This is a genomic window from Priestia sp. YIM B13490, from assembly GCF_042787735.1.
Classification (GTDB): Bacteria; Bacillota; Bacilli; order Bacillales; family Bacillaceae_H; genus Priestia; species Priestia megaterium.
In genome coordinates, this window is record NZ_JBHZOT010000002.1 from 130,888 (window position 1) to 153,308 (window position 22,421).

The 22,421-nt window shown below is 39.0% G+C and carries 26 protein-coding genes; 7 read left to right on the forward strand and 19 right to left on the reverse strand.

The features are described 5' to 3' along the window. Window positions 1-167: 167 nt before the first annotated feature. Together ACFX4R_RS06085 and ACFX4R_RS06090 are read left to right on the forward strand one after the other, a co-directional pair. Complete coding sequence (locus ACFX4R_RS06085; RefSeq protein ID WP_377569136.1) at window positions 168-587, forward strand: CotG/ExsB N-terminal domain-containing protein; 420 nt, start codon at window positions 168-170, stop codon at window positions 585-587. Between the two features lie 144 nt (window positions 588-731). Beyond that, window positions 732-878, forward strand: a complete 147-nt coding sequence (locus ACFX4R_RS06090) for a hypothetical protein (RefSeq protein ID WP_016763466.1) — start codon at window positions 732-734, stop codon at window positions 876-878. A 31-nt stretch (window positions 879-909) separates the two neighbouring features. Here the strand turns inward: ACFX4R_RS06090 and ACFX4R_RS06095 are convergent, their stop codons facing one another. Further along, window positions 910-1,323, reverse strand: coding sequence for a YppG family protein (locus ACFX4R_RS06095; RefSeq protein WP_013056116.1), 414 nt, complete (start codon window positions 1,321-1,323; stop codon window positions 910-912). A 229-nt stretch (window positions 1,324-1,552) separates the two neighbouring features. Here ACFX4R_RS06095 and ACFX4R_RS06100 point away from each other — a divergent pair, with 229 nt between their 5' ends. Next, window positions 1,553-1,747, forward strand: coding sequence for a YppF family protein (locus ACFX4R_RS06100; RefSeq protein ID WP_013056115.1), 195 nt, complete (start codon window positions 1,553-1,555; stop codon window positions 1,745-1,747). A 126-nt stretch (window positions 1,748-1,873) separates the two neighbouring features. Beyond that, window positions 1,874-2,044, forward strand: a complete 171-nt coding sequence (locus ACFX4R_RS06105; protein ID WP_013056114.1) for a hypothetical protein — start codon at window positions 1,874-1,876, stop codon at window positions 2,042-2,044. A 91-nt stretch (window positions 2,045-2,135) separates the two neighbouring features. Here the strand turns inward: ACFX4R_RS06105 and ACFX4R_RS06110 are convergent, their stop codons facing one another. The 3 genes from ACFX4R_RS06110 to ACFX4R_RS06120 all read right to left on the reverse strand — a co-directional run bounded on the left by ACFX4R_RS06110 (window position 2,136) and on the right by ACFX4R_RS06120 (window position 3,100). Then, on the reverse strand, window positions 2,136-2,279 hold the full coding sequence (locus tag ACFX4R_RS06110) for a hypothetical protein (protein ID WP_230184583.1): 144 nt from the start codon (window positions 2,277-2,279) through the stop codon (window positions 2,136-2,138). Between the two features lie 170 nt (window positions 2,280-2,449). Next, a complete protein-coding gene (locus ACFX4R_RS06115) occupies window positions 2,450-2,800 on the reverse strand; it encodes a YppE family protein (RefSeq protein WP_013056113.1) in 351 nt (116 codons plus the stop codon). A gap of 45 nt (window positions 2,801-2,845) precedes the next feature. After that, complete coding sequence (locus ACFX4R_RS06120) at window positions 2,846-3,100, reverse strand: hypothetical protein (RefSeq protein ID WP_013056112.1); 255 nt, start codon at window positions 3,098-3,100, stop codon at window positions 2,846-2,848. 227 nt (window positions 3,101-3,327) lie between these two features. On the opposite strand from ACFX4R_RS06120, the gene ACFX4R_RS06125 reads away from it, so the two are divergent. Next, window positions 3,328-3,429, forward strand: coding sequence for a hypothetical protein (locus tag ACFX4R_RS06125; protein WP_016763465.1), 102 nt, complete (start codon window positions 3,328-3,330; stop codon window positions 3,427-3,429). Between the two features lie 11 nt (window positions 3,430-3,440). Here the strand turns inward: ACFX4R_RS06125 and ACFX4R_RS06130 are convergent, their stop codons facing one another. Beyond that, window positions 3,441-4,436 (reverse strand): DUF2515 family protein, encoded by a 996-nt coding sequence (locus tag ACFX4R_RS06130; RefSeq protein ID WP_162213868.1) that lies wholly within the window; start codon window positions 4,434-4,436, stop codon window positions 3,441-3,443. Window positions 4,437-4,509: 73 nt separating this feature from the next. On the opposite strand from ACFX4R_RS06130, the gene recU reads away from it, so the two are divergent. Both recU and ACFX4R_RS06140 read left to right on the forward strand, forming a co-directional pair. Further along, entirely contained in the window at window positions 4,510-5,109 is a 600-nt protein-coding gene (gene recU / locus ACFX4R_RS06135) for a Holliday junction resolvase RecU (RefSeq protein ID WP_014460963.1), read from the forward strand. Window positions 5,110-5,172: 63 nt separating this feature from the next. After that, window positions 5,173-8,007 (forward strand): transglycosylase domain-containing protein, encoded by a 2,835-nt coding sequence (locus ACFX4R_RS06140; protein WP_377569139.1) that lies wholly within the window; start codon window positions 5,173-5,175, stop codon window positions 8,005-8,007. Between the two features lie 35 nt (window positions 8,008-8,042). On the opposite strand, the gene ACFX4R_RS06145 is transcribed toward ACFX4R_RS06140, so the two are convergent. From ACFX4R_RS06145 to ACFX4R_RS06210, 14 genes are all read right to left on the reverse strand, one after another. Beyond that, on the reverse strand, window positions 8,043-8,534 hold the full coding sequence (locus tag ACFX4R_RS06145) for a YpoC family protein (RefSeq protein ID WP_016763461.1): 492 nt from the start codon (window positions 8,532-8,534) through the stop codon (window positions 8,043-8,045). Then, on the reverse strand, window positions 8,521-9,192 hold the full coding sequence (gene nth, locus ACFX4R_RS06150) for an endonuclease III (RefSeq protein ID WP_377569141.1): 672 nt from the start codon (window positions 9,190-9,192) through the stop codon (window positions 8,521-8,523). Before nth ends, ACFX4R_RS06145 begins: the two co-directional genes overlap by 14 nt. Before the next feature lie 140 nt (window positions 9,193-9,332). Next, the gene (locus ACFX4R_RS06155) at window positions 9,333-10,040 is read right to left on the reverse strand and encodes a DnaD domain-containing protein (RefSeq protein ID WP_016763459.1); all 708 of its coding nucleotides are present in this window, start codon (window positions 10,038-10,040) and stop codon (window positions 9,333-9,335) included. A 336-nt stretch (window positions 10,041-10,376) separates the two neighbouring features. After that, on the reverse strand, window positions 10,377-11,669 hold the full coding sequence (gene asnS / locus ACFX4R_RS06160) for an asparagine--tRNA ligase (protein ID WP_028407969.1): 1,293 nt from the start codon (window positions 11,667-11,669) through the stop codon (window positions 10,377-10,379). A 157-nt stretch (window positions 11,670-11,826) separates the two neighbouring features. Then, window positions 11,827-13,011, reverse strand: a complete 1,185-nt coding sequence (locus tag ACFX4R_RS06165) for a pyridoxal phosphate-dependent aminotransferase (RefSeq protein ID WP_013082327.1) — start codon at window positions 13,009-13,011, stop codon at window positions 11,827-11,829. Between the two features lie 133 nt (window positions 13,012-13,144). Next, a complete protein-coding gene (locus ACFX4R_RS06170) occupies window positions 13,145-13,633 on the reverse strand; it encodes a cell wall elongation regulator TseB-like domain-containing protein (RefSeq protein ID WP_013056103.1) in 489 nt (162 codons plus the stop codon). A gap of 11 nt (window positions 13,634-13,644) precedes the next feature. After that, on the reverse strand, window positions 13,645-13,815 hold the full coding sequence (locus ACFX4R_RS06175) for a YpmA family protein (protein WP_013056102.1): 171 nt from the start codon (window positions 13,813-13,815) through the stop codon (window positions 13,645-13,647). Window positions 13,816-14,003: 188 nt separating this feature from the next. Continuing rightward, window positions 14,004-14,801, reverse strand: a complete 798-nt coding sequence (locus tag ACFX4R_RS06180) for a ComEC/Rec2 family competence protein (RefSeq protein ID WP_057241804.1) — start codon at window positions 14,799-14,801, stop codon at window positions 14,004-14,006. 88 nt (window positions 14,802-14,889) lie between these two features. Next, window positions 14,890-17,691 carry an ATP-dependent DNA helicase DinG gene (dinG, locus tag ACFX4R_RS06185; RefSeq protein ID WP_377569143.1) on the reverse strand — a complete coding sequence of 934 codons (2,802 nt, stop codon included), beginning with the start codon at window positions 17,689-17,691 and terminating at the stop codon, window positions 14,890-14,892. A 200-nt stretch (window positions 17,692-17,891) separates the two neighbouring features. Beyond that, on the reverse strand, window positions 17,892-18,275 hold the full coding sequence (gene panD, locus ACFX4R_RS06190) for an aspartate 1-decarboxylase (RefSeq protein WP_013056099.1): 384 nt from the start codon (window positions 18,273-18,275) through the stop codon (window positions 17,892-17,894). After that, window positions 18,276-19,133, reverse strand: coding sequence for a pantoate--beta-alanine ligase (gene panC, locus ACFX4R_RS06195; protein WP_377569145.1), 858 nt, complete (start codon window positions 19,131-19,133; stop codon window positions 18,276-18,278). A gap of 1 nt (window position 19,134) precedes the next feature. Then, a complete protein-coding gene (gene panB / locus ACFX4R_RS06200) occupies window positions 19,135-19,968 on the reverse strand; it encodes a 3-methyl-2-oxobutanoate hydroxymethyltransferase (protein WP_043979506.1) in 834 nt (277 codons plus the stop codon). 272 nt (window positions 19,969-20,240) lie between these two features. Then, a complete protein-coding gene (locus tag ACFX4R_RS06205) occupies window positions 20,241-21,230 on the reverse strand; it encodes a bifunctional biotin--[acetyl-CoA-carboxylase] synthetase/biotin operon repressor (protein ID WP_013056096.1) in 990 nt (329 codons plus the stop codon). Continuing rightward, window positions 21,215-22,408: a CCA tRNA nucleotidyltransferase gene (locus ACFX4R_RS06210; protein ID WP_028407961.1), complete on the reverse strand. Its 1,194-nt coding sequence runs from the start codon at window positions 22,406-22,408 to the stop codon at window positions 21,215-21,217. Before ACFX4R_RS06210 ends, ACFX4R_RS06205 begins: the two co-directional genes overlap by 16 nt. Window positions 22,409-22,421: the final 13 nt, after the last annotated feature.

Consider the following 22,421-nt stretch of genomic DNA (forward strand, 5'->3'; position numbering starts at 1 on the left):
CGACCACCTTTCTTCAATTATTAAAGTATATGAAGGGTAAATTCTCCATGATACCCCACCTCATCAACTATTTGCGCAAACTCCACTTTTGACTCATATCAAGGACAAGCATCAGTGCGTATTCTATTAATGCAAGACCTAGTCCAATTGACAAGGAGGTTTTTGTATTGCATATTACACCTGAAAAAATTAAAGAGGCTGCTGAAGCCCTGGAATGTACAGAACTGAAATCTTTTATGTTTCAAGAGCCAACTGCCGGTCCACTAACAAAGCCGCGTCGCTCTTCTCGTAGCACTGGCCGCTCTCGTCGTTCTACTCGTCGTTCTACTCGTCGTTCTACTCGTCGTTCTACTCGTCGTTCTACTCGCCGTTCTACTCGCCGTTCTACTCGCCGTTCTACTCGCCGTTCTACTCGCCGCTCTCGTCGTTCACGTCGTTCTTCTCGCCGCTCTCGTCGTTCTACTCGCCGCTCTCGTCGTTCTACTCGTCGTTCACGCCGTTCTACTCGCCGCTCTCGTCGTTCTACTCGTCGTTCACGTCGTTCTTCTCGTCGTTCACGTCGTGCTCGCCGTTCACGCCGCTCTTAATTTCTCTAAACACTCATCTTTATTGCAAAAAAAAGCCGAAGAACCATGAGTGTCTTCGGCGTTTTTTTCCACTTATAGTAGGGCACATTTGGAAATATACTAAGATGGGATGTTATTCATTTTACATAGAGAAGGAGAGGTTTTATGAAAAAAAGCAAGCATCAAATTTCAACTTCATCAACAACAGATGTCGAAGAAGTCAAACGTTTAAATGCTCAGTCTGGATTAACTTACAATGAAGTATTTACACTTCTTGGAGAAACCTATTTGAAAAATCAAAAGAAAAAATAATAAGCAGGGACTAGAAAACACCTTCTAGTCCTTATACTTTGAAAATCCCGGAAAACCCTTTAACTAGGGATGTTAATTGGTTCATGGCTCCCATCATCTGCCCCGCAGTATTCATCATCTTGTTCATATCGTAATTGCCATCACTCGATTTAAACTGAGACATTAATGACTGAAATTGAGAAGGCTGAGGCTTTTGTTGCTGAGCTTTAGGGTATGGATTAAAAGGCGCACCTGCATTATTGTACATGGGCTGCTGGTACATTCCGTTCATGTAGGGAATTTGCTGAGGACCAAAAGGCATTTGTTGCTGAGCGTACGGATGTTGCGGCATATAAGCTTCCGTCCATGGCTGCTGATGATACTGCGGAAATGGATGTACCTGACTTAAATCAAAACGTTCTGGTTGATGTTGCTCATAATACGGATAATGCTTACTTGTATACATGCAAAATCAATACCTCCTTTTTAATATTACATAATATATAGTATGTATGCAGAAATAAGAGGTGACGTTCGTCTACTTGTACTTTTGGAAAACACATTCAAAAATATGTAGGTTTCTGTCGAAAGTTTAAATTTTTCAAAAAAACGAGATTATTTAAATATATGGTACGATAAGAACAAGTGATACTACGATACGTAGTGGCACAAATGGGGATTAGGAGGGAATTTACATGTATGTGAACGAACTTCAAGAAGCTTTTATTGCGGTGAAACAGTATGAGCCGCAGTCAAGTAATGAATTACTCGATTTTGCTCAGCAGCAATATTTAAAAGGTTTTTTAACTCCTATGAATTACAAAGCCGCTGTACGTGAACTCGAACAAATTGGAGCTACTAAGCCCGATTTTAGTGCACAAGATGATTAATTTTTTTTACTACCACCGAGAAATCGGTGGTTTCTTTGTTTCCTATAAAGTGGACACATACTTCTTTTTTGACTTGTTTATACTATAAAAGCTTTAACGTAGTATTCAATAAAGGAGGTCTATCTCATGAGTCGTGGAAAACATTTTGATCATAAAAAGCAAGGCCAAAGTGCAGTAACTAAAACAAATAACGCCGTTGCTTCTAAACATACTGAAAAAGTTGATTATCATATCGATACAGTCGCTTCACAAGATCACCCAGCTGTTTCTATCCAATCTCAAAAAGATTTTGATTAACTTTTTTGATTGATATGATAAAAAGAGGCTGGGACATAACAAAATGAATCCAATCTTGAGACGAACAAATGGGATACATGAGCTGAACCGCTTATGACACCGCAGTTGATCTCCGTGCAAGGCTTCGCTTTCCGCGGGCGGCCGATGAGCCTCCTCGTCGCTTGCGCTCCTGCGGGGTCTCATCTGTTCCGCTTTTCCCGCAGGAGTAGGAGTCTTCGCCTTGCTCTCCAATCAACTGCTAGAAGGAACAAAACAAATGAAACCTATGCTTCTCATCAAAAAAAAAACGAACTACGAATCAAAAATTTTGATCGATAGTTCGTTTTTCATTTCGTGTAAAATACTTTTGTCACAATCTCATACATAGAAAATCCCCACCTTATAAGTCTCAACGGAAGGCCGGGATTAATTATTCAATATCGACTCGAGCACATACTTATTTGAGTGATACATCTTTTTAAATCGCTTTTCTCGCGTCTCGGGATAAAACGACTGTAGTACAACGTTTTGTAAATTTTCTTTTAACGTCTCTACTTGATTAACATGAATATATTTTGGTCGCTCTTTCTTCAGCCATTCCGTTACGAGACTAGCCCATTCATCAAGTTCTTTGAAGAAAATATCTCCATAAGGCTTTACTTCTTCAAAAAATTTCACTTCATAATTTTCTTCCTGTTGAATAGACGCTAATCGTTCTACAGCTACTTCATTATATTGAAACATGATCTCCGTACTTTTTTTCACATCTTCATTCATCGTTATTCGTCACCTCTACGATGACTATTGTAACATAAACAGTCTTTATACTGTATGAAGAACCATTTCTCTTCGGCTTCTATTCCATTCTGTTTCGGAAGGCATGCTTTCATACACAGCTACTTCAATTTCTTGCAGTGATTGGTCAATGCGATGAACTTGTTCCATATATGTTTCTTCACAATGTGTAAATGCTTCATTTATAGATGTAGACATCGTTTTATCCACTAAATCTACTTGCTCTAGTAAGCTATCTAATAAAGTCATCATTTCGCTTGTTTTAACCATACTTTGTTTCATCGCCATCCCTCCAAATTTTCCTTTGCATAACGTATTCTCTCTTTTCTTCATTGTCCCTTCACACATGACAAAACTAGTTTCTATTCGTCAAAGAAAGATGTTTTCGACATTTTCATTTATGGTGAATCGAAAGTGAACATATTGAAAACACTAGTATAGACATTTCAGCTAAGCAGATACATTCCGCTGCTGAACGTTTATTACAACATGATAGGAGGTGCCTAGATATGGCCAACAAACAGCAAAAATCACAGCCTAAAAATAAGCCTGAAACAAAAACCTACGGTGATCCTAAAAAGTTAAACGGTCCTAACCAGCCTTCTACTTAAGAACAAAACGGTCACTTGTGACCGTTTTTATTTACATTAAATACTTGCGCTACTTTCATTAATATATACAGCTGCTTTTGCTTTTGAAGATACCACTTTGTAAAATGAACTTTCTTTGGAAAAGACGGCTTTTTCATGAGCTTTTGTTCCTCTTTTTTCGTTAAAAACCACTCTTCTCTCTTCTTTTCATGATGTCTAATAGCCGGATACACCTTTCGAAGAGCAGGTGTACGGCAGCTGGTTTTATTCACAAAATACTGCTCATAATCGTATCTCGAACCCGTATGCTTTGTTTTCAAAGAAAATTCATAAAACAAGGGATAATACTTTTCATGAAATAATAAAGCCGCTAATTTCTTCCCCAAATCAATCCGATTATTTACTTTTGTAAAATCATGAACAGAACAACCGTATAATTCCCCTTTTGTAGTAGGAAAAAGGACGGAACTAAAGTGGAATATATCTTGAAAAAAAAACAGCGTACTTTTAAACACTCTATCTTGATAAAAAGGCTGTTCAATAACGGGCTGTTGAATAACATGCTGCTCATTCACAATTAACGCATGAATAAGCTGCAGTTCACAAGGTCTGTGCATAAATTGTCTCCACTTCTCTTCGATAAAAGATGAAACATTTAAATAGGGAAGTAAATGAACGTAAGAGACATGTTTTTTACGTGAAACAGCATACAATAGTAATTGCGGGAAGACATCTTTAAAAATAAGCCAATTTGCTCTTTCATACGTCAAAAATAATAAATCGCGCGTTTGCTTTGATAACGCTTTTTTCATGTTTTCCCCTTGCAAATCACACATATTCCATCCTGCGTTTCGTGACACCATACTTGCGAGAAATGCCCACTTTACTTCAGGATATCTATGATAAAAAGTTGCATAAGCCTGGGTTCTTGATATATTATCAATATTCAGCTTGTCTGTGGTTTTTTTAATCGCCGTCAACAGCGCTTGTTCCGAACTATTGAGTGACATCTCTTCATCTTCTTTCATCTATTTTTATTTGTAGGATTTGGTATAATAGAATTTGTTTGTTTAATAGATTTACACTAAAGGAGTGATGGTTATGATTCGCTATCCTAACGGAAAGGCCTATAAGCCATTGAATACCAGCAGTCCTTCCCCTAAAAAGCTAGAAGCTAGCTATAGCAATCGTGGTATGACGCTGGAGGACGATTTAAACGAAACAAACGAATACTATGTTTCAAAAGGAATAGCCATTGTTCACAAAAAACCAACCCCTGTTCAAATTGTAAAAGTAGACTATCCGAAGAGAAGTGCCGCTGTTATTAAAGAAGCTTATTTTAAACAGGCTTCTACTACAGACTATAATGGAGTCTATAAAGGAAAACACCTTGACTTTGAAGCAAAAGAAACGAGAAATAAAACCTCATTTCCGCTGCGTAATTTTCATGAACATCAAATTGAACATATGAAGCAAATTGTGAAACAAAACGGGATTTGTTTCGTTATATTAATGTTCTCTACTTTACAAGAAATATACTTGTTCGAAGCACAGTTCCTTTTTCCTTATTGGGATGCCATGAAAAAAGATGGACGAAAATCAATCCCTAAGGCAGATATTGAAAAAAAAGGACATTTCATCGAACTTGGTTACCATCCGAGAATCGATTACATAAAAACTATAGATAAATTATACTTTTAAGAGTATGATATATATGTTTACGGAAATCATTCTCTTACAATGCGTTGAAAGGTAGGAGTTTTTATGTCAGATAATTATCGCTCTCGTGAAGAACGACGAAGAGCTTTGAATGACAACAAACCAGAAGGTAAATCTCAAGGAAAACCGAAAAAGAAGAAAAAAGGAGGCCTATTTCGTAAAATTGTTGCCGCAGTTTTACTGATAGGAATCATAGGGCTCATTGCCGGAGTCGGAACTTTTTTTGCTATGATAAGCGATGCTCCAAAAGTTGATGACTCGGTATTAAAAAACTCTTTTTCATCTAAAGTATATGCAAACGATGGAAAGACAGTTGTAAAAGAAATTGGAGCTCAAAAACGTACATATGTGCAATACGATGAAATCCCTCAAGTCGTCAAAAACGCATTTATCGCTACGGAAGACGTTCGTTTTTATAAACATCATGGCGTCGACTTTTACCGAATTGGCGGAGCATTAATGGCGAACTTTAAAAACGGCTTCGGTGCTGAGGGCGGTAGTACGATTACTCAGCAAGTGGTAAAGAATTCGTTCTTATCACCAAAGAAGACGGTTAAACGTAAAGTACAAGAAATGTGGTTAGCTTACCAGCTTGAGCGTAAATATTCCAAGCAACAAATTCTTGAAATGTATTTAAACAAAATATATTTCGCATCAGGTGAAGTATACGGTATTGAACGAGCAGCTGAGAAATTTTACGGAGTTAAAAGCGTAAAAGATTTAACTCTTGATGAAGCTGCTATGTTGGCAGGCTTACCAAAAGCGCCAACTACTTATAACCCAGTTACAAACCCAGAGAATGCTACTAAACGCCGTAACACAGTATTAAACTTAATGGCTAAGAACGGCTTTATTACACAAGCCGAGGCAGACAAAGCAAAACAAGTAGATGTACAAGCTCACTTAGCTAAACAAACTGAATCAACATCTAAGTACGATGTATTTATTGATCAAGTAATCGAAGAAGTAAAAAAGAAAACAGACGCAGATCCATTTTCTGCGGGCTTAGAAATTTATACAACGCTTGACACTAATGCTCAGGACTATGTGGATGATGTGATGAATAACAAAGTAGTCAACTTCCCGAATGATAAATTCCAAGCAGGTCTTGTCGTTGTAGATAATGAAACAGGCGGTATTCAAGCAATTGGAGGCGGACGTAATCGTGTGTCAGGCGGCTTAAACTTTGCAACAAATATGAGACGCCAGCCCGGCTCAACCATTAAACCGATCTTAGATTACGGCCCAGCGATTGAGAACTTAAAGTGGTCCACTGGACAACCGATAAAAGATGAAGAATATCATTATTCAAACGGCACGCCAATCCGAAATTTCGGACGCAATTATAAAGGGTGGGTTTCAGCGCGTGAAGCTTTAGGACGCTCACTGAACATCCCTGCTTTAAAAGCGTTTCAAGCAACCGGGGCAGACAAAGCAAAAGAGTTTGCTACGGGCCTTGGGCTAAAATTAGACGAAGAAGACGGCGAAGCTTATTCTGAATCTTATTCTATCGGAGGCTTCCGTACAGGTGTTACACCGCTACAAATGGCTGGAGCCTATAGCGCTTTTGCAAATGAAGGTATGTACAATGCACCTCATACAGTGACAAAGGTAAAATTCCCAGATGGAACAGAAATTGATTTAACACCAAAATCAAAACGCGCAATGCAAGATTACACGGCATTTATGATGACGGACATGATGAAATCTGTTGTAAACGAATCATATGGTACAGCTCGTGCTGTTCGTACACCTGGATTAGAAATTGCGGGTAAAACCGGAACTTCAAACTTCAGTGCTGACGAGAAAAAACGATACAACATTCCAGACGCTGGTGAAAAAGACGTTTGGTTTAATGGGTTTACGCCAAACTATACGATTTCCGTATGGACAGGCTATGAAACTGCTAAAGACGGCTATATTTTAAGTCCTAATGAAACAGGCATGGCAAAAAATATCTTTAAGCATGTTATTACTCATATTTCTGAAGGCAAACCTAAAGGAAGTTTCAAGCAGCCGGACAGCGTAGTTGAACGTTCCGTGGAAAAACCAACGGGCAAAGACTTAAAACGCCCAAGCGGCTCTACTCCTTCGAGCTTAATTACTAAAGAATACTTTGTACGCGGTACTGCACCGACAAAAGTATCTCAAACGTTTGTGAAGAAAGAAAAAGAAGAAAAGAAAGAAGATAAAAAAGAGGACAAAAAAGAGAAAAAAGACAATAAAGATGTGAAGCCAAAAATTACTGCTTCGTATAGCGGAGGAGCAATTTCAGTTAACTGGTCAGCGTCAAACGCAGCCAGTGATACGACCTTTACAGTCACAATGTCATCTCCTAACGGTTCTGAACAACTCGCATCTGGCGCAGGAGCCGGTGGAAAAACAATTTCCAGCCCAGCACCAGGCGCAACGTATAGTTTCACCGTAACAACAAATACGGGCGAAAGCGCTAGTTCTTCTGTAAAAGTCCCTGATTCATCAGATCAAGCTACCGAAGATGATTCTACTAAGCCTGAAGATGACGGAACAACGGACGATAATCAAAATGAAGACAATAGCAACACTGATCAAAACAACGGCTCTGATCAAGGGGACGATTCATCTACTCAGCCGGATGATAACCAAAACAACAATAATGGCAGCAATAACGGCGGTAACAATAGCGGCAATACCGATAATAACAATAATAACAATAATGATAGCGGCAATGCTAACGATGGTAACAGCGGCAACAACAGTAATAACGGAGGCACAACAACTCCTCCAGCAGACAACGGTGGAAGTGACTCAGGAAGTCAGACACCACCAACAACCCCTGCTACACCATCGACGCCGTCAACACCTGCTACACCGCAGCAAGAGCCAACAACTGAAAATTAACGTAGCAGTAAAAAGCCCCTACACGTGTAGGGGCTTTATTTCTTGTGAAGAATAAGCATTTTTGCATACTGCTTACGTAGCTCATTAAATAACTCTGTCAGCTGAATATACGCTTGATAAGAAGAAACTCGCTGCAGCAAAAACATAAGTCTCTCAGCACAGTTAATAGGCTTATAGGTTAGGTCCGCTATATCTTCTTGCAGCCGATTTAAACGCCGAACGGGCTGTCCGTTAATCCAAAACAGTAAACTAATATACATAGCAGCAGCTTGTTTCATACAAGGGGCTGCTTCTTTTGCTTTTCGCAGAGAAAAAAGCGTATACAGTTCTTCCCTTTGAGTTTCCCACTTTTCAAAAAATGGCCGTATGTTCTTTTGAACATCCCTCCAAGGTGTTTTCGTTTCTTTATGTACATCGTATAAAATATCATAAGCAAAATAATTTTTTCCACCCACTTCAAGAATCCGGTCTTCTTTTGAATAGAATGGTTCGCATATGAAATGTGACGGCACTTCAATCGGTAACATCTGTCTTCTTCTCTCTTCCTTTCATTCGTTTCTTTCCTTCTCGGCAAAGATCAAGGAGCGGGCAGACATGACATTGAGGAGACTGTGCTTTACAGTGATAGCGTCCAAAAAAGATAAGTCGATGATGCGTGACTGACCATTCATCTTTCGGAACTTTTCTCATTAGCGTTTTTTCTACTTTCAAAACAGAATCTTTCCACCTGCAAATCCCAAGGCGTTTACTTACACGTTCTACATGCGTATCTACTGCTATTGACGGTACTCCAAAAGCTACGGATACAACAACATTAGCCGTCTTACGCCCTACTCCTGGAAGATTGGTCAGCTCATCACGATCTGTTGGAACTTCTCCTCCATACTCATCAATGAGCATACGGCAGAGCTTTTGAATATTTTTAGCTTTGTTTCTATATAAGCCGATTGATCTAATATCTTGCTGCAGCTCTTCTAACGAAACGGCTAAATAGTCTTCAGGCGTTTGATATTTTTTGAATAAATCCGCTGTTACGCGGTTGACTAGAGCATCTGTGCACTGAGCAGATAGCGCCACAGCAATGACTAAATCAAAGGGATTCCGATGATTTAACTCACAGTGGGCGTCAGGAAACATTTCCGCCATAGCATCTAGGCACTGTCTGATTTGTTTTAACGTTAACATACTAGTTCTCCTTCTCCTTACAGGTAGTTCCCTCCTATTTTACAATAGGGTTCCTGTCAAATGCTACTTTTGTCCATATTCTTTTAAAAAAGCTGCTTCAAGATTCAATTACTTGGATCTTGAAGCAGCTTTTTATCCTGTCATTGCTCTAGCCAGTTAAAAAAAGGAATGGCTGATGTAGACTGAGAAGGGTTAACAGAAGATAGTTTTTTGGGCTGTTGATTTTGACGAAATTTTTGGCTATGCTTGCGGGCTTGATCAATGGTCTGAATACCATTTTTCTTCCATTCAAATAAAATCCGATCAATATACCGGAAGTTTAATTTTCCAGACATCACCGACTCTCTTAGTGCCGCTTTAATAATAATGGGATCATGATGATCTTGATCAATCCACATCGCTAGCGTTTCGCATTCAAACGGAGACAATGCTCTGCCGAACTCTTTTTCAAACATTGTATATAAATTAAGCTCTTCTTGTTCTTCTTCACTTTTTTCTACTTCTCTTGTTTCTTGCATCATATGATGAATAAGCTTTTCCCAAAGCGGTTTTAATGAATAACGTTCACAAATAAGGGCGTTTTGCTGTTGATCTTGCTCAATAGATAAAAAGCCGCGCTGAATTAATGCTCGCAGCGTATCCATACAGACAGCACTTGAAATACTCATTTTTGCCGCCAATTCGTTAGGTGTCGGGAAACCTTCACCGCCTTCAATGGAAACATAAATATGCATTAACGTCATGAATTCCGTTTCGTTCATTCCCAAATCGCTATAGTGATTAAACAGCAGCTTCGGAATTGAAACTGTGCCTTGTTCAAACCATTCAATTAACGTTTCTTTTTTCATATCCGAACACCTCAGTAGTTAGTATATCATGAAGTTTATAGTCAAAGTAATAATTATTCGAAGCTAAAAAAGCTTCTATGTAAAACTTTCCGCTGAAACCGTACCATTGCTCTGCACATATAAAATATATACGAACGATGACTTCCTTCCAAGAATATTACACTAACTTATTTTTTCGAGAATTGCAACTCCCTTTTAAGTTAGGCTCTTTTCTATGTTTGCCTTTGTTTCCTTATGATATAAGTAAAAGCCTCGTTTTTCTTTTCTTTTTATAATTCATAAAAAAAGCTAAAAAAGTATCCTGACTACAAGAGTCAGAATACTTTTTTCACTTCCTTACGGGTATAGACGGTTTAATAAGCGTGGGAATGGAATCGTTTCACGAACGTGTTCTACGCCGCTAATCCATGCTACCGTACGCTCAAGGCCTAAACCAAATCCTGAATGTGGAACTGAGCCATACTTACGAAGCTCTAAATACCACTTATACGTTTCAGTATCTAATTTGTGCTCTTCTACACGCTGAGCTAAAAGCTCTTGATCATGAATACGTTCAGAGCCTCCAATGATTTCTCCGTAGCCTTCTGGTGCGATTAAATCTGCGCATAATACTACGTCTTCATTTGTTGGATCTGGCTGCATATAAAATGGTTTTAATGACGTTGGATAGTGTGTAATGAATACCGGCTTGTCATAGCTTTCTGCGATAGCCGTTTCATGCGGTGCTCCAAAGTCATCTCCCCACTGAATGTCTGTAAATCCTTTTTCATGTAAGAATTTAAGAGCGTCATCGTACGAAATACGAGGGAATGGCGCTTTAATTTGTTCTAACTTAGATGTATCACGGCCTAGTACATTTAACTCTAACTTACAGTTTGTTAAAACAGACTGTACGACATGAGACACATACTCTTCCTGTACTTTCAAGTTATCTTCGAATTGGTAGAAAGCCATCTCTGGTTCAATCATCCAAAACTCAATTAAATGACGGCGTGTTTTAGATTTTTCAGCACGGAACGTTGGACCGAATGAAAATACTTTTCCAAGCGCCATTGCCGCTGCTTCCATATAAAGCTGTCCACTTTGAGAAAGATATGCATCTTCGTCAAAATATTTCGTGTGGAATAATTCTGTTGTTCCTTCAGGAGCACTTCCTGTTAGGATTGGCGGATCTACTTTTGTAAACCCGTTTTCGTTAAAGAATTCATACGTTGCACGAATAATTTCGTTACGAACCTTCATAACAGCATGTTGACGTTTAGAACGCAGCCATAAATGACGGTTATCCATTAAGAACTCTGTTCCATGTTCTTTTGGCGTAATTGGATAATCAACAGCTTCATGAATAACTTCAAGGCTTGTAACTGTTAATTCATAGCCAAACGGTGAGCGCTCATCTTCACGTACTACACCTGTTACATATAGTGATGATTCTTGCGTCATAGATTTAGCTAATTTAAAAGTTTCTTCTTCTACTTCAGCTTTTACAACTACCCCTTGCATAAATCCTGATCCATCGCGCAGCTGTAAAAAGGCAATTTTACCACTTGAACGTTTATTCGCTAACCAAGCACCAATTGTTACTTCTTTTCCTACATGCTTGCTTGCTTCTGAAATCGTAATTTTCACGATTAATATCCCTCCAAAAAACTTACATTTCTTAATTATGTATGCCATCCTATTATACATTTCGACAAACATAATAACAAGTAACAAACCAAAAGAGCCTTCTAACACGTGTGATTTGTGCTAAAAGGCTCTTTTGTTTCTACCTATTGTTACTTTTTTATTTCATGTGACGAGTCATGAATGATTGAATTCGTTCCAATGCCTTTTCTAGCAAATCTAGTGATGTAGCATAAGAAAGACGTACGTTTTCTGGTGAACCGAATCCTGATCCAGGCACTAGCGCTACCTTCTCTTCTTCTAAAATAGCTTCTACCCATGCATCAACTGTATCAAAACCAGTTAACTTTGCAGCTTCAATTGCATTAGGGAATAAGTAGAAAGCACCCTGTGGTTTTAAGCATGAGAATCCTGGAATATTAATCAGCTTTTCATGAATTACGTTTAGACGCTCTTCAAAAGCTTGTCGCATCATTTCCACCGGCTCCTGAGTGCCGTTATAAGCAGCAATTGTTGCATATTGAGCAATAGATGTTGGATTTGACGTGCTGTGACTCGCTAGGTTTGTCATCGCTTTAATAACTGTAGCATCACCAGCTGCATATCCAATGCGCCAGCCCGTCATGGAATGTGACTTAGAAACACCGTTAATGATAATTGTTTTTTCTTTTAACGCTGGTGAAAGCTGTGCAATCGATACATGTTCATTTTGACCATATACAAGCTTTTCATAAATTTCATCTGATACGATAAAAATATCGTGCTTCAAGCAAACTTCTCCTAAAGCTTGAAGCTCTTCTCTTGTGTAAATCATACCTGTTGGGTTGCTTGGTGAATTGATAATAACAGCTTTGGTTTTAGCAGTAATAGCCGCTTCTAATTGTTCAGGTGTGATTTTAAATTCGTTATTTTCAGAACCTTCAACGAATACTGGTGTACCTTCTGCTAACTTTACTTGCTCAGGATAACTCACCCAGTAAGGAGTTGGGATAATCACTTCGTCACCTTCGTCTAACAGAACTTGAAATAACGTATACAGTGCGTGCTTAGCACCTGTACAAACAATAATTTCAGAAGGTGAATACGTCAGGCCTTGGTCGCGTTTGAATTTTTCAATTACCGCTTCTTTTAATGGTGCAAGGCCGCCTGCTGGCGTATATTTTGTCTGACCATCATTCATTGCTGTAACAGCCGCTTCTAAAATGTGCTGCGGCGTATTAAAATCAGGTTCCCCTGCTCCAAGTCCAATCACATCATGACCAGCCGCTTTCAATTCTTTCGCTTTTGCTGTAATCGCTAATGTTGATGATGGCGTTAATGCTGATACACGTTTTGCTAACTTCACTAAAATCTCCCCCTATGAACTAAAGCTATAATCAGCCCGCGAGCTGATTATAGATAAAAAATTGGCTTCATTTTCATAAAGCGCTGAAACCTTATATTATGACACATATGGTATTTCATATGGTATAAACGATTTATGATTGAGATAAGCTGTATCGTTTTATAAATTCACCGCTAGAGAAATCAAGATAATAGTATGTTAAATGTTTTTTATCTTTATCCACATATGTTACTTCCCACAGCGGCTTTTTATTTTCAATGCCTAGGCGCACCGACTTAATTTCCTGCGGGTTTTTATCATTTTTCACAATGGAAATGGCTTTCTCTTTTGTGATCCCGCTGCTTGCTTTCTTTAAAACAGCTGTTTGCTTTTTGCTTTTAGGCATCCAAGCAATTACCTTTTGATTGCTTCGGTTTGTACCTTCTACTACATAAAATGCATGATTGCCGAAATATGGCTGGGTGCTTGTGACAGATTTCAAATTAAATTCTTTTTTTGCTTGGGATGCTGCTTTTTCCTCAGCAGACTGAACATCCTTCACGGACGAGTGATAAATGCTAAAAGAAATGCCTCCGATAATTAAAAGCACAGCAGCTACCGCTACAATAATTAACTTTTTCATAAAATCCCTACTTATGTACGATAAATTGTAAATACAGCTTTGCTTTGATCTTCTTCATCTAACGCTAATCCGAACATCAAATCTTGCTTTTTCAACGTGCGATTCAAACTATCAACAATTTTATATAAATCCGAGGAATTTTCCACGCGGACAGTTGATAATACTTCAATCCTACTTTCCATTGTAAACCTCCTAGCTCGTCTATCACGACGCAAAAATGACGATATTCGTATTATAACAGGTATCAAAAACCATCGTCATCTTTTTCACTCATCAATCCCGTCTGTACGTTTTGCGTAAAAACCGAATAAATAAGTAAACATATATAATATTATAAGGAATTTACCTCTTTTTGCAAAAGGAAATTTGTTTATTTTGCAGAAAATTTCATCACATCATAGGATTTTAGCGACATTTTAATAGAGTAAGCGCTCCCCTCTCTTACGTCATACAATTCAATCCATTCAGCTGTTAAATTTGAAAGCAGTCGAGGGGAATAGGAACGGCCTGGTTTCGTAAAAGAAACGGCAAGCTGTGTATCTAATTGCTTCAAAAATGCATTCGAAAAAAACGTTCCCTCTCCAAAATCAGGAATTTTCAATACATCTACATGGGTAAGAGGAATGCGTAAAAACTTTTCTTCTACTTCATCTGAGCTGCTCATTGCATATAGGATCCGATGTTCTCCGATCGTAAATAATAGATCCATAGCCGCTATTTTTTGCTTCGATGCATGCAAGACATCAACGTGTATATTATTTGTTAACTGAAATAAATCATTTTCTTTCCACTTCTCTGTTTGAAATTCCGCCTGGTACTGAGCGGGGACAATAATACGCTCTATATGATAATCATTCACAGCTCGCTGAACATTTGAATCATAGTACTTTTGCTGTTTCGTAATCACTAATTGGTTGATTTTTTTCACTTTATATCGCTTCAACCACTTCTTCAGCTCGGGATAGGAAGATGCATTCCCGGTATTTATCAAAATAGTCTCACCGCTTCCGTCTTGAATCAGACTCGCTTCTCCAGCTGAAAGAGGTAAAAAGGTGATCACTACTTCATCAGCTTGTAAACCAAAATCTACGTTTTTAATGACGGCTGCTGAAACCGAGCAGTTCATAAAACTAAAAAACAGTACGGCGCTTATTAATATTTTAATCATACAATGTCCTCATTTGCTTATCATAGTATATTACTATCGTCTCTCAAGTGAAGAAACAGTATGCATAAAAAAAGACTTAAGCGTATGCTCAAGTCTTTTCATTCCACCATTCTTTGTAGTCCAGTAAGATATTCGAAAACGTTTTTTGAACAACCTGGACTTTTGGAAGTGAGTGAAGGAAATGGTACCCATATGCTGTTCGCGTAATACGATTATCAAAAATAAATATAGCTCCTCGGTCACTTTTCGAACGAATCAACCGTCCAAATCCTTGTTTAAAACGGATAACGGCCTGAGGAAGTGAATAATTCATAAAAGGACTTTTTCCTTCTTTTTTCATCTGCTCAAATTTAGCTGTCAGCAAAGGTTGATTTGGAGATGAAAAAGGAAGTCTGACAATTACGAGACATGATAATAAATCTCCTGGCAGATCAATTCCTTCCCAAAGGCTGTTTGTACCTAATAGAATGGAATGCTCAAACTGGCTGAAGTCCTTTAGCAGTCTATTACGATTTCTAGTTGTGACTCCTTGACCGAGCAGTACAAACTCTTCAAGATCGTTTAACTCTTTTAAATAACCATACGTAGCTTTCAGCATGTCATATGAAGTAAAAAGCACCAGCATACGACCATTTGTTACTTTAGCTACGTCAAGAATACTTTCTGCCATCATAGCGCTATACTCATATAATGATACTTCGTTAACAGCAGGCATATCTTGAGGAATATAGACTCTAGCTTGCTTCCTATAATCAAACTCAGAAGGGAGAATGAGTTGAGCAGGCTGAAAGTCATATAACCCTAGCTCTTGAATTAAATAATCAAATGTTCCATTCACCGTCAATGTAGCCGATGTTAAAATAACGCTTTGTTTCTTGGCGAAAAATTCATCAGCCAGCGTATCGGCAATGGAAGTAGGCTGACTATAGATATACGTAGCATTCGCTGCTCCTTTTGGTTCAATCTCAAACCACGTTACGTGATGACTCTGCTGTTTGAACAAAAGCTTTTCTATTTGCTGAGATATGTGTTCAAATCCTTTAACAGCCGTTTGAAATTCATGAAGAGACGACTGTTCATTTTTTGTGACTTTGTCATATAGTTCGTCAAAGGAATGTCTTGCCCCATCATTCCATGTAAAAAGATCGTGAATTAAAAAACGAATGCGCGACGCTGCTTCTTGAATAGCCGTCCAGTAATGCCCATGCTCTTTTTCCACTTTATATCGATAGCTGCTTCTTCCAATCTCGCCCTGCTGATTGCCGATTCTTTTTTGGACAAAAGAATGAATCAAACGAAATAAGTCATCGCACTCAGAATGGAGCTGCACAAACAGGTTTTGAAGAAATTCAGTGTTAAGCTCGATGCTATACTTTACAAACGTATGATGAATTTTTTTTAACAGCCCTTTGTCTTGAATGGTTCCGATTCGGTTTAATAGCGCATGAACCGCAAAATAATCTAAGCGCTCCCCCAGCTCTTCTCCAGCAATGTCTTCTAAGTGATGAGCCTCGTCAATAATAATCTGTTCATACTCAGGCAGCAGCTCATGATTACTCATCACATCCATCAACAGCAAGCGATGATTTGTCACTACTATATGGGCATTTTGCGCTCTGTTCTGCGCTCGTTCATAAAAAGAATAAAGTTTCCAAGGATGCTTAAAGTCACTCGGAGACGGATTGCTTTCATTTAGCTGTTCCCAAAAAAGTTTGCCGCCAGAAGGCAGGTTGATTTCATCGCTATCGCCCGTTTCCGTTTCCGTCAGCCAAATAAGCAGCTTCGCTTTTGTAAGAATTGCATCGTAATTATTATTGCGCTCTTTTAAGAGCTGAATAAATTTTCTTATACTAATGTAGTGTTCTCTTCCTTTTAAAACAGCTGCCGTAACAGGAAACGGAACAATCTTTTCTAGAATGGGCACATCTTTTTCGATGATTTGCTGCTGAAGCGTTACCGTGTTAGTTGAGATAATAACTGGGCGGTGATGAACAGAAGCATAAAACACGGCAGGAACTAAATAAGCGTAGGTTTTACCAATACCGGTCCCGGCTTCAATTAAAGCATGCTCATTACCTGCAAAGCACTCTTGTACAAAGTTCATCATCTCCCACTGCCCTTTTCGTTCTTCAAACAATGGCAGAGCCTGATGGAACAGCTTTTGCTTTTCAGTTTCAAATATTTCGTAAGTATGAGAGTGCTGCTTTTCATTAGCTGAATGCGGCTGATATTTGTTTAGCGCAATGCCATGTATAAATTCATAAGAATCATCCTCGGCATAGCTTTTATCATCTATAACTTGTTGAATCAGTTCTCCAATTTCACTTTTAAAGTGCAAGCTTAGCGCATACAGCTGCTTTAAGGTTGTTAGAGGTAGCTTCTTTAATTTTTCAATTAGTAACAGTAAAATGCGTGCCGTTACTTCTGCATCACTATCTGCTTGATGAGGGTTTTCATGTTCAATATGTAAATACTCAGCTAATTGGCTAAGTTTGTACCCATCAACTGTAGGCAGCAGAATCCGGGCCAGTTCGACGGTATCTACGGTTGAATTATAAAGCGTCTCCTCTCCGCACTGATAGAGTTCTTCTTGTAAAAAAGTTAAATCAAATGCCACATTATGCGCAACAAAATAAGCATCATCTAGCAATTCTATAATTTTAGGTGAAATTTCTTCAAATAAAGGCGCATCTTTCACCATATCATTTTGAATGTTAGTTAGTTGTGTAATAAAAGGCGGAATATCCATACCAGGATTTAAAAAACTAGAAAAACGTTCAACAATATTGCCGTCTTCTACTATGACAGCAGCAAATTGAATCATTTTATCTCCTTGTTTTGGAGAATGTCCCGTCGTTTCAAGATCTACCACAACAAAGCGTTTATTCACGGTCAACACCTCGCAAGTCTGTCTTTTTATAGTATAAAGTGAAAGCCTGCTCTATATGCTTTAAAAGCGCAACTCCTTCTCGTAAAAACAGAGAGGCTTTCATACATAGAGTTTTACTTTAGTGTGTATAGAGGTTTATACCGTTCACTTACTAGCGTATGTATTCAAATAAAAATCCCCCTCATAAAGGGGGACTGTTCTTATAGAATTGTACCAGCTGGTTCTTGTTTAAGCAATTGTTGGATTTTATTCTGCTCATTCATAATCGCTACGGTTGGATGATGGTGGGCTACTTCTTCATTTGCCACGAGCGCATAAGAGATAATAATGATAATATCTCCAGGCTGCACAAGTCTTGCAGCAGCTCCATTTAAACAAACTACGCCGCTCCCGCGTTCGCCGGGAATCACGTAAGTTTCCAAGCGAGCTCCGTTATTATTGTTTACAATTTGGACTTTTTCGTTTGCTGCTATTCCTACTGCGTCGATGATATCTTCATCAATGGTGATACTGCCAACATAATTTAAGTTGGCTTCAGTTACATGAGCTCTGTGTATTTTAGCGTTCATCATCGTGCGAAACATTTAGTTATCCCCCTGTACGTCTACAATTACATTATCAATCAAACGTGCTTTAGAGAATTGAACAGCTAAAGCAATAATGATTTTGCCAGCGGCTTGTTTAATCGGTTTTAGCTTTGGATACGTATAAACCTCGATATAATCCACTTTACCGCTCGTATATTGCTCAATTTCTTTTCGAATGGTCTGTTTAATAATTTCTACGTGCTTCTCTCCGCTTTCAAGCAGATGCAGAGCGCTTTGTAAACTCTTAAATAAAACAGGTGCCTCTTCTCTTTCTTTATCTGTTAAATATACGTTACGAGAACTTTTAGCTAAGCCATCTGCTTCTCTCACCGTATCTACTGCTCTAAGCTCCACTGGGAAATTAAAGTCTTCAATTAAGCTATCTACTACAGCAACTTGCTGTGCATCTTTTTTACCAAAGTATGCACGATCTGGTGTTACAATGTGAAAAAGCTTTGTTAGTACCGTGGCTACTCCGTCAAAATGGCCGGGACGCTTCTGTCCACACAATACGTCTACACGATCTGTCACGGTTATAGCAACTGAATGGCTTGACTTATACATTTCCTCTACTGAAGGATAAAATAAATAGTCGACGTTAGCTTCTTTTGCCACGCGCTCATCGCGCTCAAAATCTCTTGGATACGTATCAAAATCTTCATTCGGCCCAAATTGAGTCGGGTTCACAAAAATACTTAGCGCCACTACTTCATTTTCTGTGCGGGCTGCTCCAAGTAAAGTAGCATGGCCTTCATGCAAATAGCCCATCGTCGGGACAAATCCAATTGAACGTCCAAGCTGCTTTTCTTTTTTCATCTCCTGCTGCATGTCTTTAATTGTTGTAATGACTTTCATCTTATTTTCCTCCGTACAGTGCCGTTAACTGCTCTTCTTTCATTGAAAAAGTATGTGCTTCTTTCGGAAACTCTCTTTTTTTCACTTCACTTACATATTGAGAAAGCCCCTGTAAAATAGGCTCATTTATTTTCGCAAATGACTGAACGAATTTTGGCACACGCTCTACTCCGTACGTTAATACATCGTGGTATACAAGTACTTGACCATCCGTATCAGCTCCTGCTCCAATTCCGATTGTTGGAATGCTCAAGCGTTCAGCTACTTGTTTTGCTACTTGTTTAGGAACACATTCTAATACAACAGCAATAGCTCCCGCCTGCTCACACTTGATCGCGTCTTGGATTAGCTGTTTAGCTTCTTTTGCTTCTTTTCCCTGCACTTTATAACCGCCCAGGACACCGACAGACTGAGGAGTTAACCCGAGATGTGCCACAACCGGAATACCAGCTTGCGTCAATTCTGAAATTGTATAAAGAACATCCTTTGCACCTTCTACTTTTAAAGCATGAGCCCCGCTTTCCTGCATAATGCGAGCAGCATTTTTCATCGTGTCTTCTTTCGACACGTGATAGGACATAAATGGCATGTCGGTGACGATAAATGTATCAGCAGCTCCTCTTTTAACCGCTTTTGTATGATGAATCATATCATCTACCGTTACAGGAATCGTAGAGTCATATCCTAAAACGACCATTCCTAGAGAATCGCCTACTAAAATCATGTCTACGCCTGCTTCCTCAGCGTACTTAGCTGACGGATAATCGTAGGCAGTCAGCATCACAATTGGTTCATTGTGCTGTTTCATACGTAAAAAATCTAATTTTGTTTTCACTAACTTTCTCCTCCTTCTCAGAGGAGATGAGCGCACGTCTGCACACAAAAAGTCCTTCTACCTATAAAAGGAAGAAGGACTTTGACAGACTTCATCTATAAAAAGCACACTTTACCTAATGTGCTTACCTACGCGTCATCCCTCTGTCCTAGTCCTTAATGGATCAAGGCAGATTTATTATCGTATTTAAAATAAAAAAACGAGTATCAAGTGAAGTTCTTGCGATACTACCTTGATACTCGTATTATAATAAAAATTTCTTTATTTTTCTACTATTTTTTAGCAGAGAGCTCAATATCTGCAGAATGAATTCGGTGTATAACTCCTTCATCATCTTCAATTAATAGAACGCCTTCATCTGTTATACCTTTTGCAAAGCCTTCAATGTTGGCTGTCATCGTGCGTGCTATAATTCGCTTGCCAATACTGATCGCATACGTTTCCCAAAGAACTTTAATTAAACCAAAGCCATTTTTTAAGTATTCTTCGTAAAGGGTTTCTAACTTTAAGAAAAACGCTTGCATCAAAGCCGCACGATTAATTTCTTCACCTTTTTCAATACGTAAAGATGTGGCAATGTGTTTGATTTGTTCATTAAAATCCGTTTCCTGCTGATTCACATTGATGCCGATTCCAATGATGACTGAGTGAATCCGGTCAAAATCAGCCTGCATTTCTGTTAAAATCCCAACTAGCTTCTTCCCATTTAATAAAACGTCATTAGGCCATTTAATGTCTGGAGAAAGGTTCGTCACTTCTTGAATGGCCTGTACAACAGCCACTGCTGATAGTAGAGTCAGCTGAGGAGCCTGCTGCGGAGGGATAGAAGGACGCAGTATAATACTCATCCAGGCACCAGTATATTTTGGGGAATACCAAGCTCTATCAAGTCTTCCTCTCCCTGCCGTTTGCTCTTCAGCAACTACGACCGTTCCTTCTTTTGCTCCTTCTTGAGCAATTCGATGAGCAATTTTCTGAGTAGAATGCACGCTTTCCTCATAATGAATATACTGACCGATTTTTGTTGTTTGGAGCCCTAATAAAAGCTCGTTGCTGCTTACTTTGTTCGGCTTCCCTACAATGCGATAGCCTTTTTTACGAACAGCTTCAAGTTCATAGCCGTCTTTTCGCAGCTCTTCGATATGCTTCCATACAGCTGTTCTTGAACAGCCTAATAAATCGCTGATCTTTTGGCCGGAGACATAGTCCCCATCTGCGTTCGTAAACATTTCAAGCAGCGTTCTTCTTATATCTGACTGCAAGACTGCACCCACTTTCTTATTGAAGATTTCGTGTTCATTAACTCATTGTATAGAACTTTCTCCTCAATTTCTTTTAACAGTTGAGACACCCATGGACCACCCTTTTTACCTGTCCACACTAAAAGATCTTGACCATTTATATCTAAATCTTTTAAAGAATGAATAGGCAGCTCGCTATAGATGTAAAGAAGCTCATGTTCATTCATATGCTCATTGCTTCGAAGAAGTTGTAAAATACGATTCACGCTTACGCTGGCCTGCTCTCCAATTGTATACATGATGCGTTTTGACCATCCATTTTCCAAAACGTCTCGAAGGCCAATAGACTGAAGCTGAATATCTTTAATTTGCTTATTAGATAATTTCCAGCTTTTAAAAAATGCCTGCTTGTCTTGAATATCGAGTAGATGTACCAGAAGTGTCCATGACTCCGATACTCGCTGAAGCATCATCCAATCGTGTGCACAAACAGACCGGAATTTTTGCGGATCTACATTCAATTGGGGCAAGTAGCGATACAGCTCCGTATCTGCTACAAGTGCTAATGCTAAAGACGGACGCTTTCCGCTCAGCATTTTTTCGAATTCAACTGTAATGCGTTCAATAGAAACATGCCTCAGCAGTTCACCGTATTGCTGAATGGCTCTTTTAGTTTGATCAGACAGCGAAAACGCCAGCTGACTGACAAAGCGAACGGCTCTCATCATACGAAGAGCATCTTCATGAAAGCGTTCTTTAGCATTTCCGACAGTGCGAATCAGCTGATTTCGCAAATCTTCTCTTCCATTAAATGGATCAATGATTTCTCCTTTTGCATTCATAGCCATTGCATTGATTGTAAAATCGCGACGCTGCAAATCTTCTATCAGAGACGAAATAAACGTAACGGAAGAGGGACGACGAAAATCATCATATTCTCCCTCAGAGCGAAAAGTGGTTACCTCATAGGTCTCGTTCTCATGGACAACGACAACCGTACCATGCTCGATTCCTACATGAATCGTCTTAGGAAAGAGTTCCATCACTTGTTCAGGCCTAGCCGACGTAGCGATATCAATATCTCCAATCGTGCGATTTAAAATGAGATCCCTGACCGCTCCTCCAACAAAATACGCTTCGTAACCGGCTGTCTCCAGTTTTTCAATAATATAAAGCGGATGAATGAACGGTTCTTTCATAACTTCCTCCATT

Bases quoted from the DNA above. Each gene is read 5' to 3' on its own strand.
- ACFX4R_RS06125 (WP_016763465.1), top strand. From the start codon at position 3,328: ATGGCCAACAAACAGCAAAAATCACAGCCTAAAAATAAGCCTGAAACA.
- ACFX4R_RS06170 (WP_013056103.1), bottom strand. From the start codon at position 13,633: ATGAAAAAGTTAATTATTGTAGCGGTAGCTGCTGTGCTTTTAATTATC.
- ACFX4R_RS06175 (WP_013056102.1), bottom strand. From the start codon at position 13,815: ATGGAAAGTAGGATTGAAGTATTATCAACTGTCCGCGTGGAAAATTCC.
- recU (WP_014460963.1), top strand. From the start codon at position 4,510: ATGATTCGCTATCCTAACGGAAAGGCCTATAAGCCATTGAATACCAGC.
- ACFX4R_RS06115 (WP_013056113.1), bottom strand. From the start codon at position 2,800: ATGAATGAAGATGTGAAAAAAAGTACGGAGATCATGTTTCAATATAAT.
- panC (WP_377569145.1), bottom strand. From the start codon at position 19,133: ATGAAAGTCATTACAACAATTAAAGACATGCAGCAGGAGATGAAAAAA.
- ACFX4R_RS06210 (WP_028407961.1), bottom strand. From the start codon at position 22,408: ATGAAAGAACCGTTCATTCATCCGCTTTATATTATTGAAAAACTGGAG.
- ACFX4R_RS06145 (WP_016763461.1), bottom strand. From the start codon at position 8,534: ATGTTACCGATTGAAGTGCCGTCACATTTCATATGCGAACCATTCTAT.
- ACFX4R_RS06120 (WP_013056112.1), bottom strand. From the start codon at position 3,100: ATGAAACAAAGTATGGTTAAAACAAGCGAAATGATGACTTTATTAGAT.
- ACFX4R_RS06095 (WP_013056116.1), bottom strand. From the start codon at position 1,323: ATGTATACAAGTAAGCATTATCCGTATTATGAGCAACATCAACCAGAA.
- panD (WP_013056099.1), bottom strand. From the start codon at position 18,275: ATGTTTCGCACGATGATGAACGCTAAAATACACAGAGCTCATGTAACT.
- ACFX4R_RS06100 (WP_013056115.1), top strand. From the start codon at position 1,553: ATGTATGTGAACGAACTTCAAGAAGCTTTTATTGCGGTGAAACAGTAT.
- ACFX4R_RS06140 (WP_377569139.1), top strand. From the start codon at position 5,173: ATGTCAGATAATTATCGCTCTCGTGAAGAACGACGAAGAGCTTTGAAT.
- ACFX4R_RS06130 (WP_162213868.1), bottom strand. From the start codon at position 4,436: ATGAAAGAAGATGAAGAGATGTCACTCAATAGTTCGGAACAAGCGCTG.
- ACFX4R_RS06180 (WP_057241804.1), bottom strand. From the start codon at position 14,801: ATGATTAAAATATTAATAAGCGCCGTACTGTTTTTTAGTTTTATGAAC.
- ACFX4R_RS06090 (WP_016763466.1), top strand. From the start codon at position 732: ATGAAAAAAAGCAAGCATCAAATTTCAACTTCATCAACAACAGATGTC.
- ACFX4R_RS06105 (WP_013056114.1), top strand. From the start codon at position 1,874: ATGAGTCGTGGAAAACATTTTGATCATAAAAAGCAAGGCCAAAGTGCA.
- ACFX4R_RS06155 (WP_016763459.1), bottom strand. From the start codon at position 10,040: ATGAAAAAAGAAACGTTAATTGAATGGTTTGAACAAGGCACAGTTTCA.
- nth (WP_377569141.1), bottom strand. From the start codon at position 9,192: ATGTTAACGTTAAAACAAATCAGACAGTGCCTAGATGCTATGGCGGAA.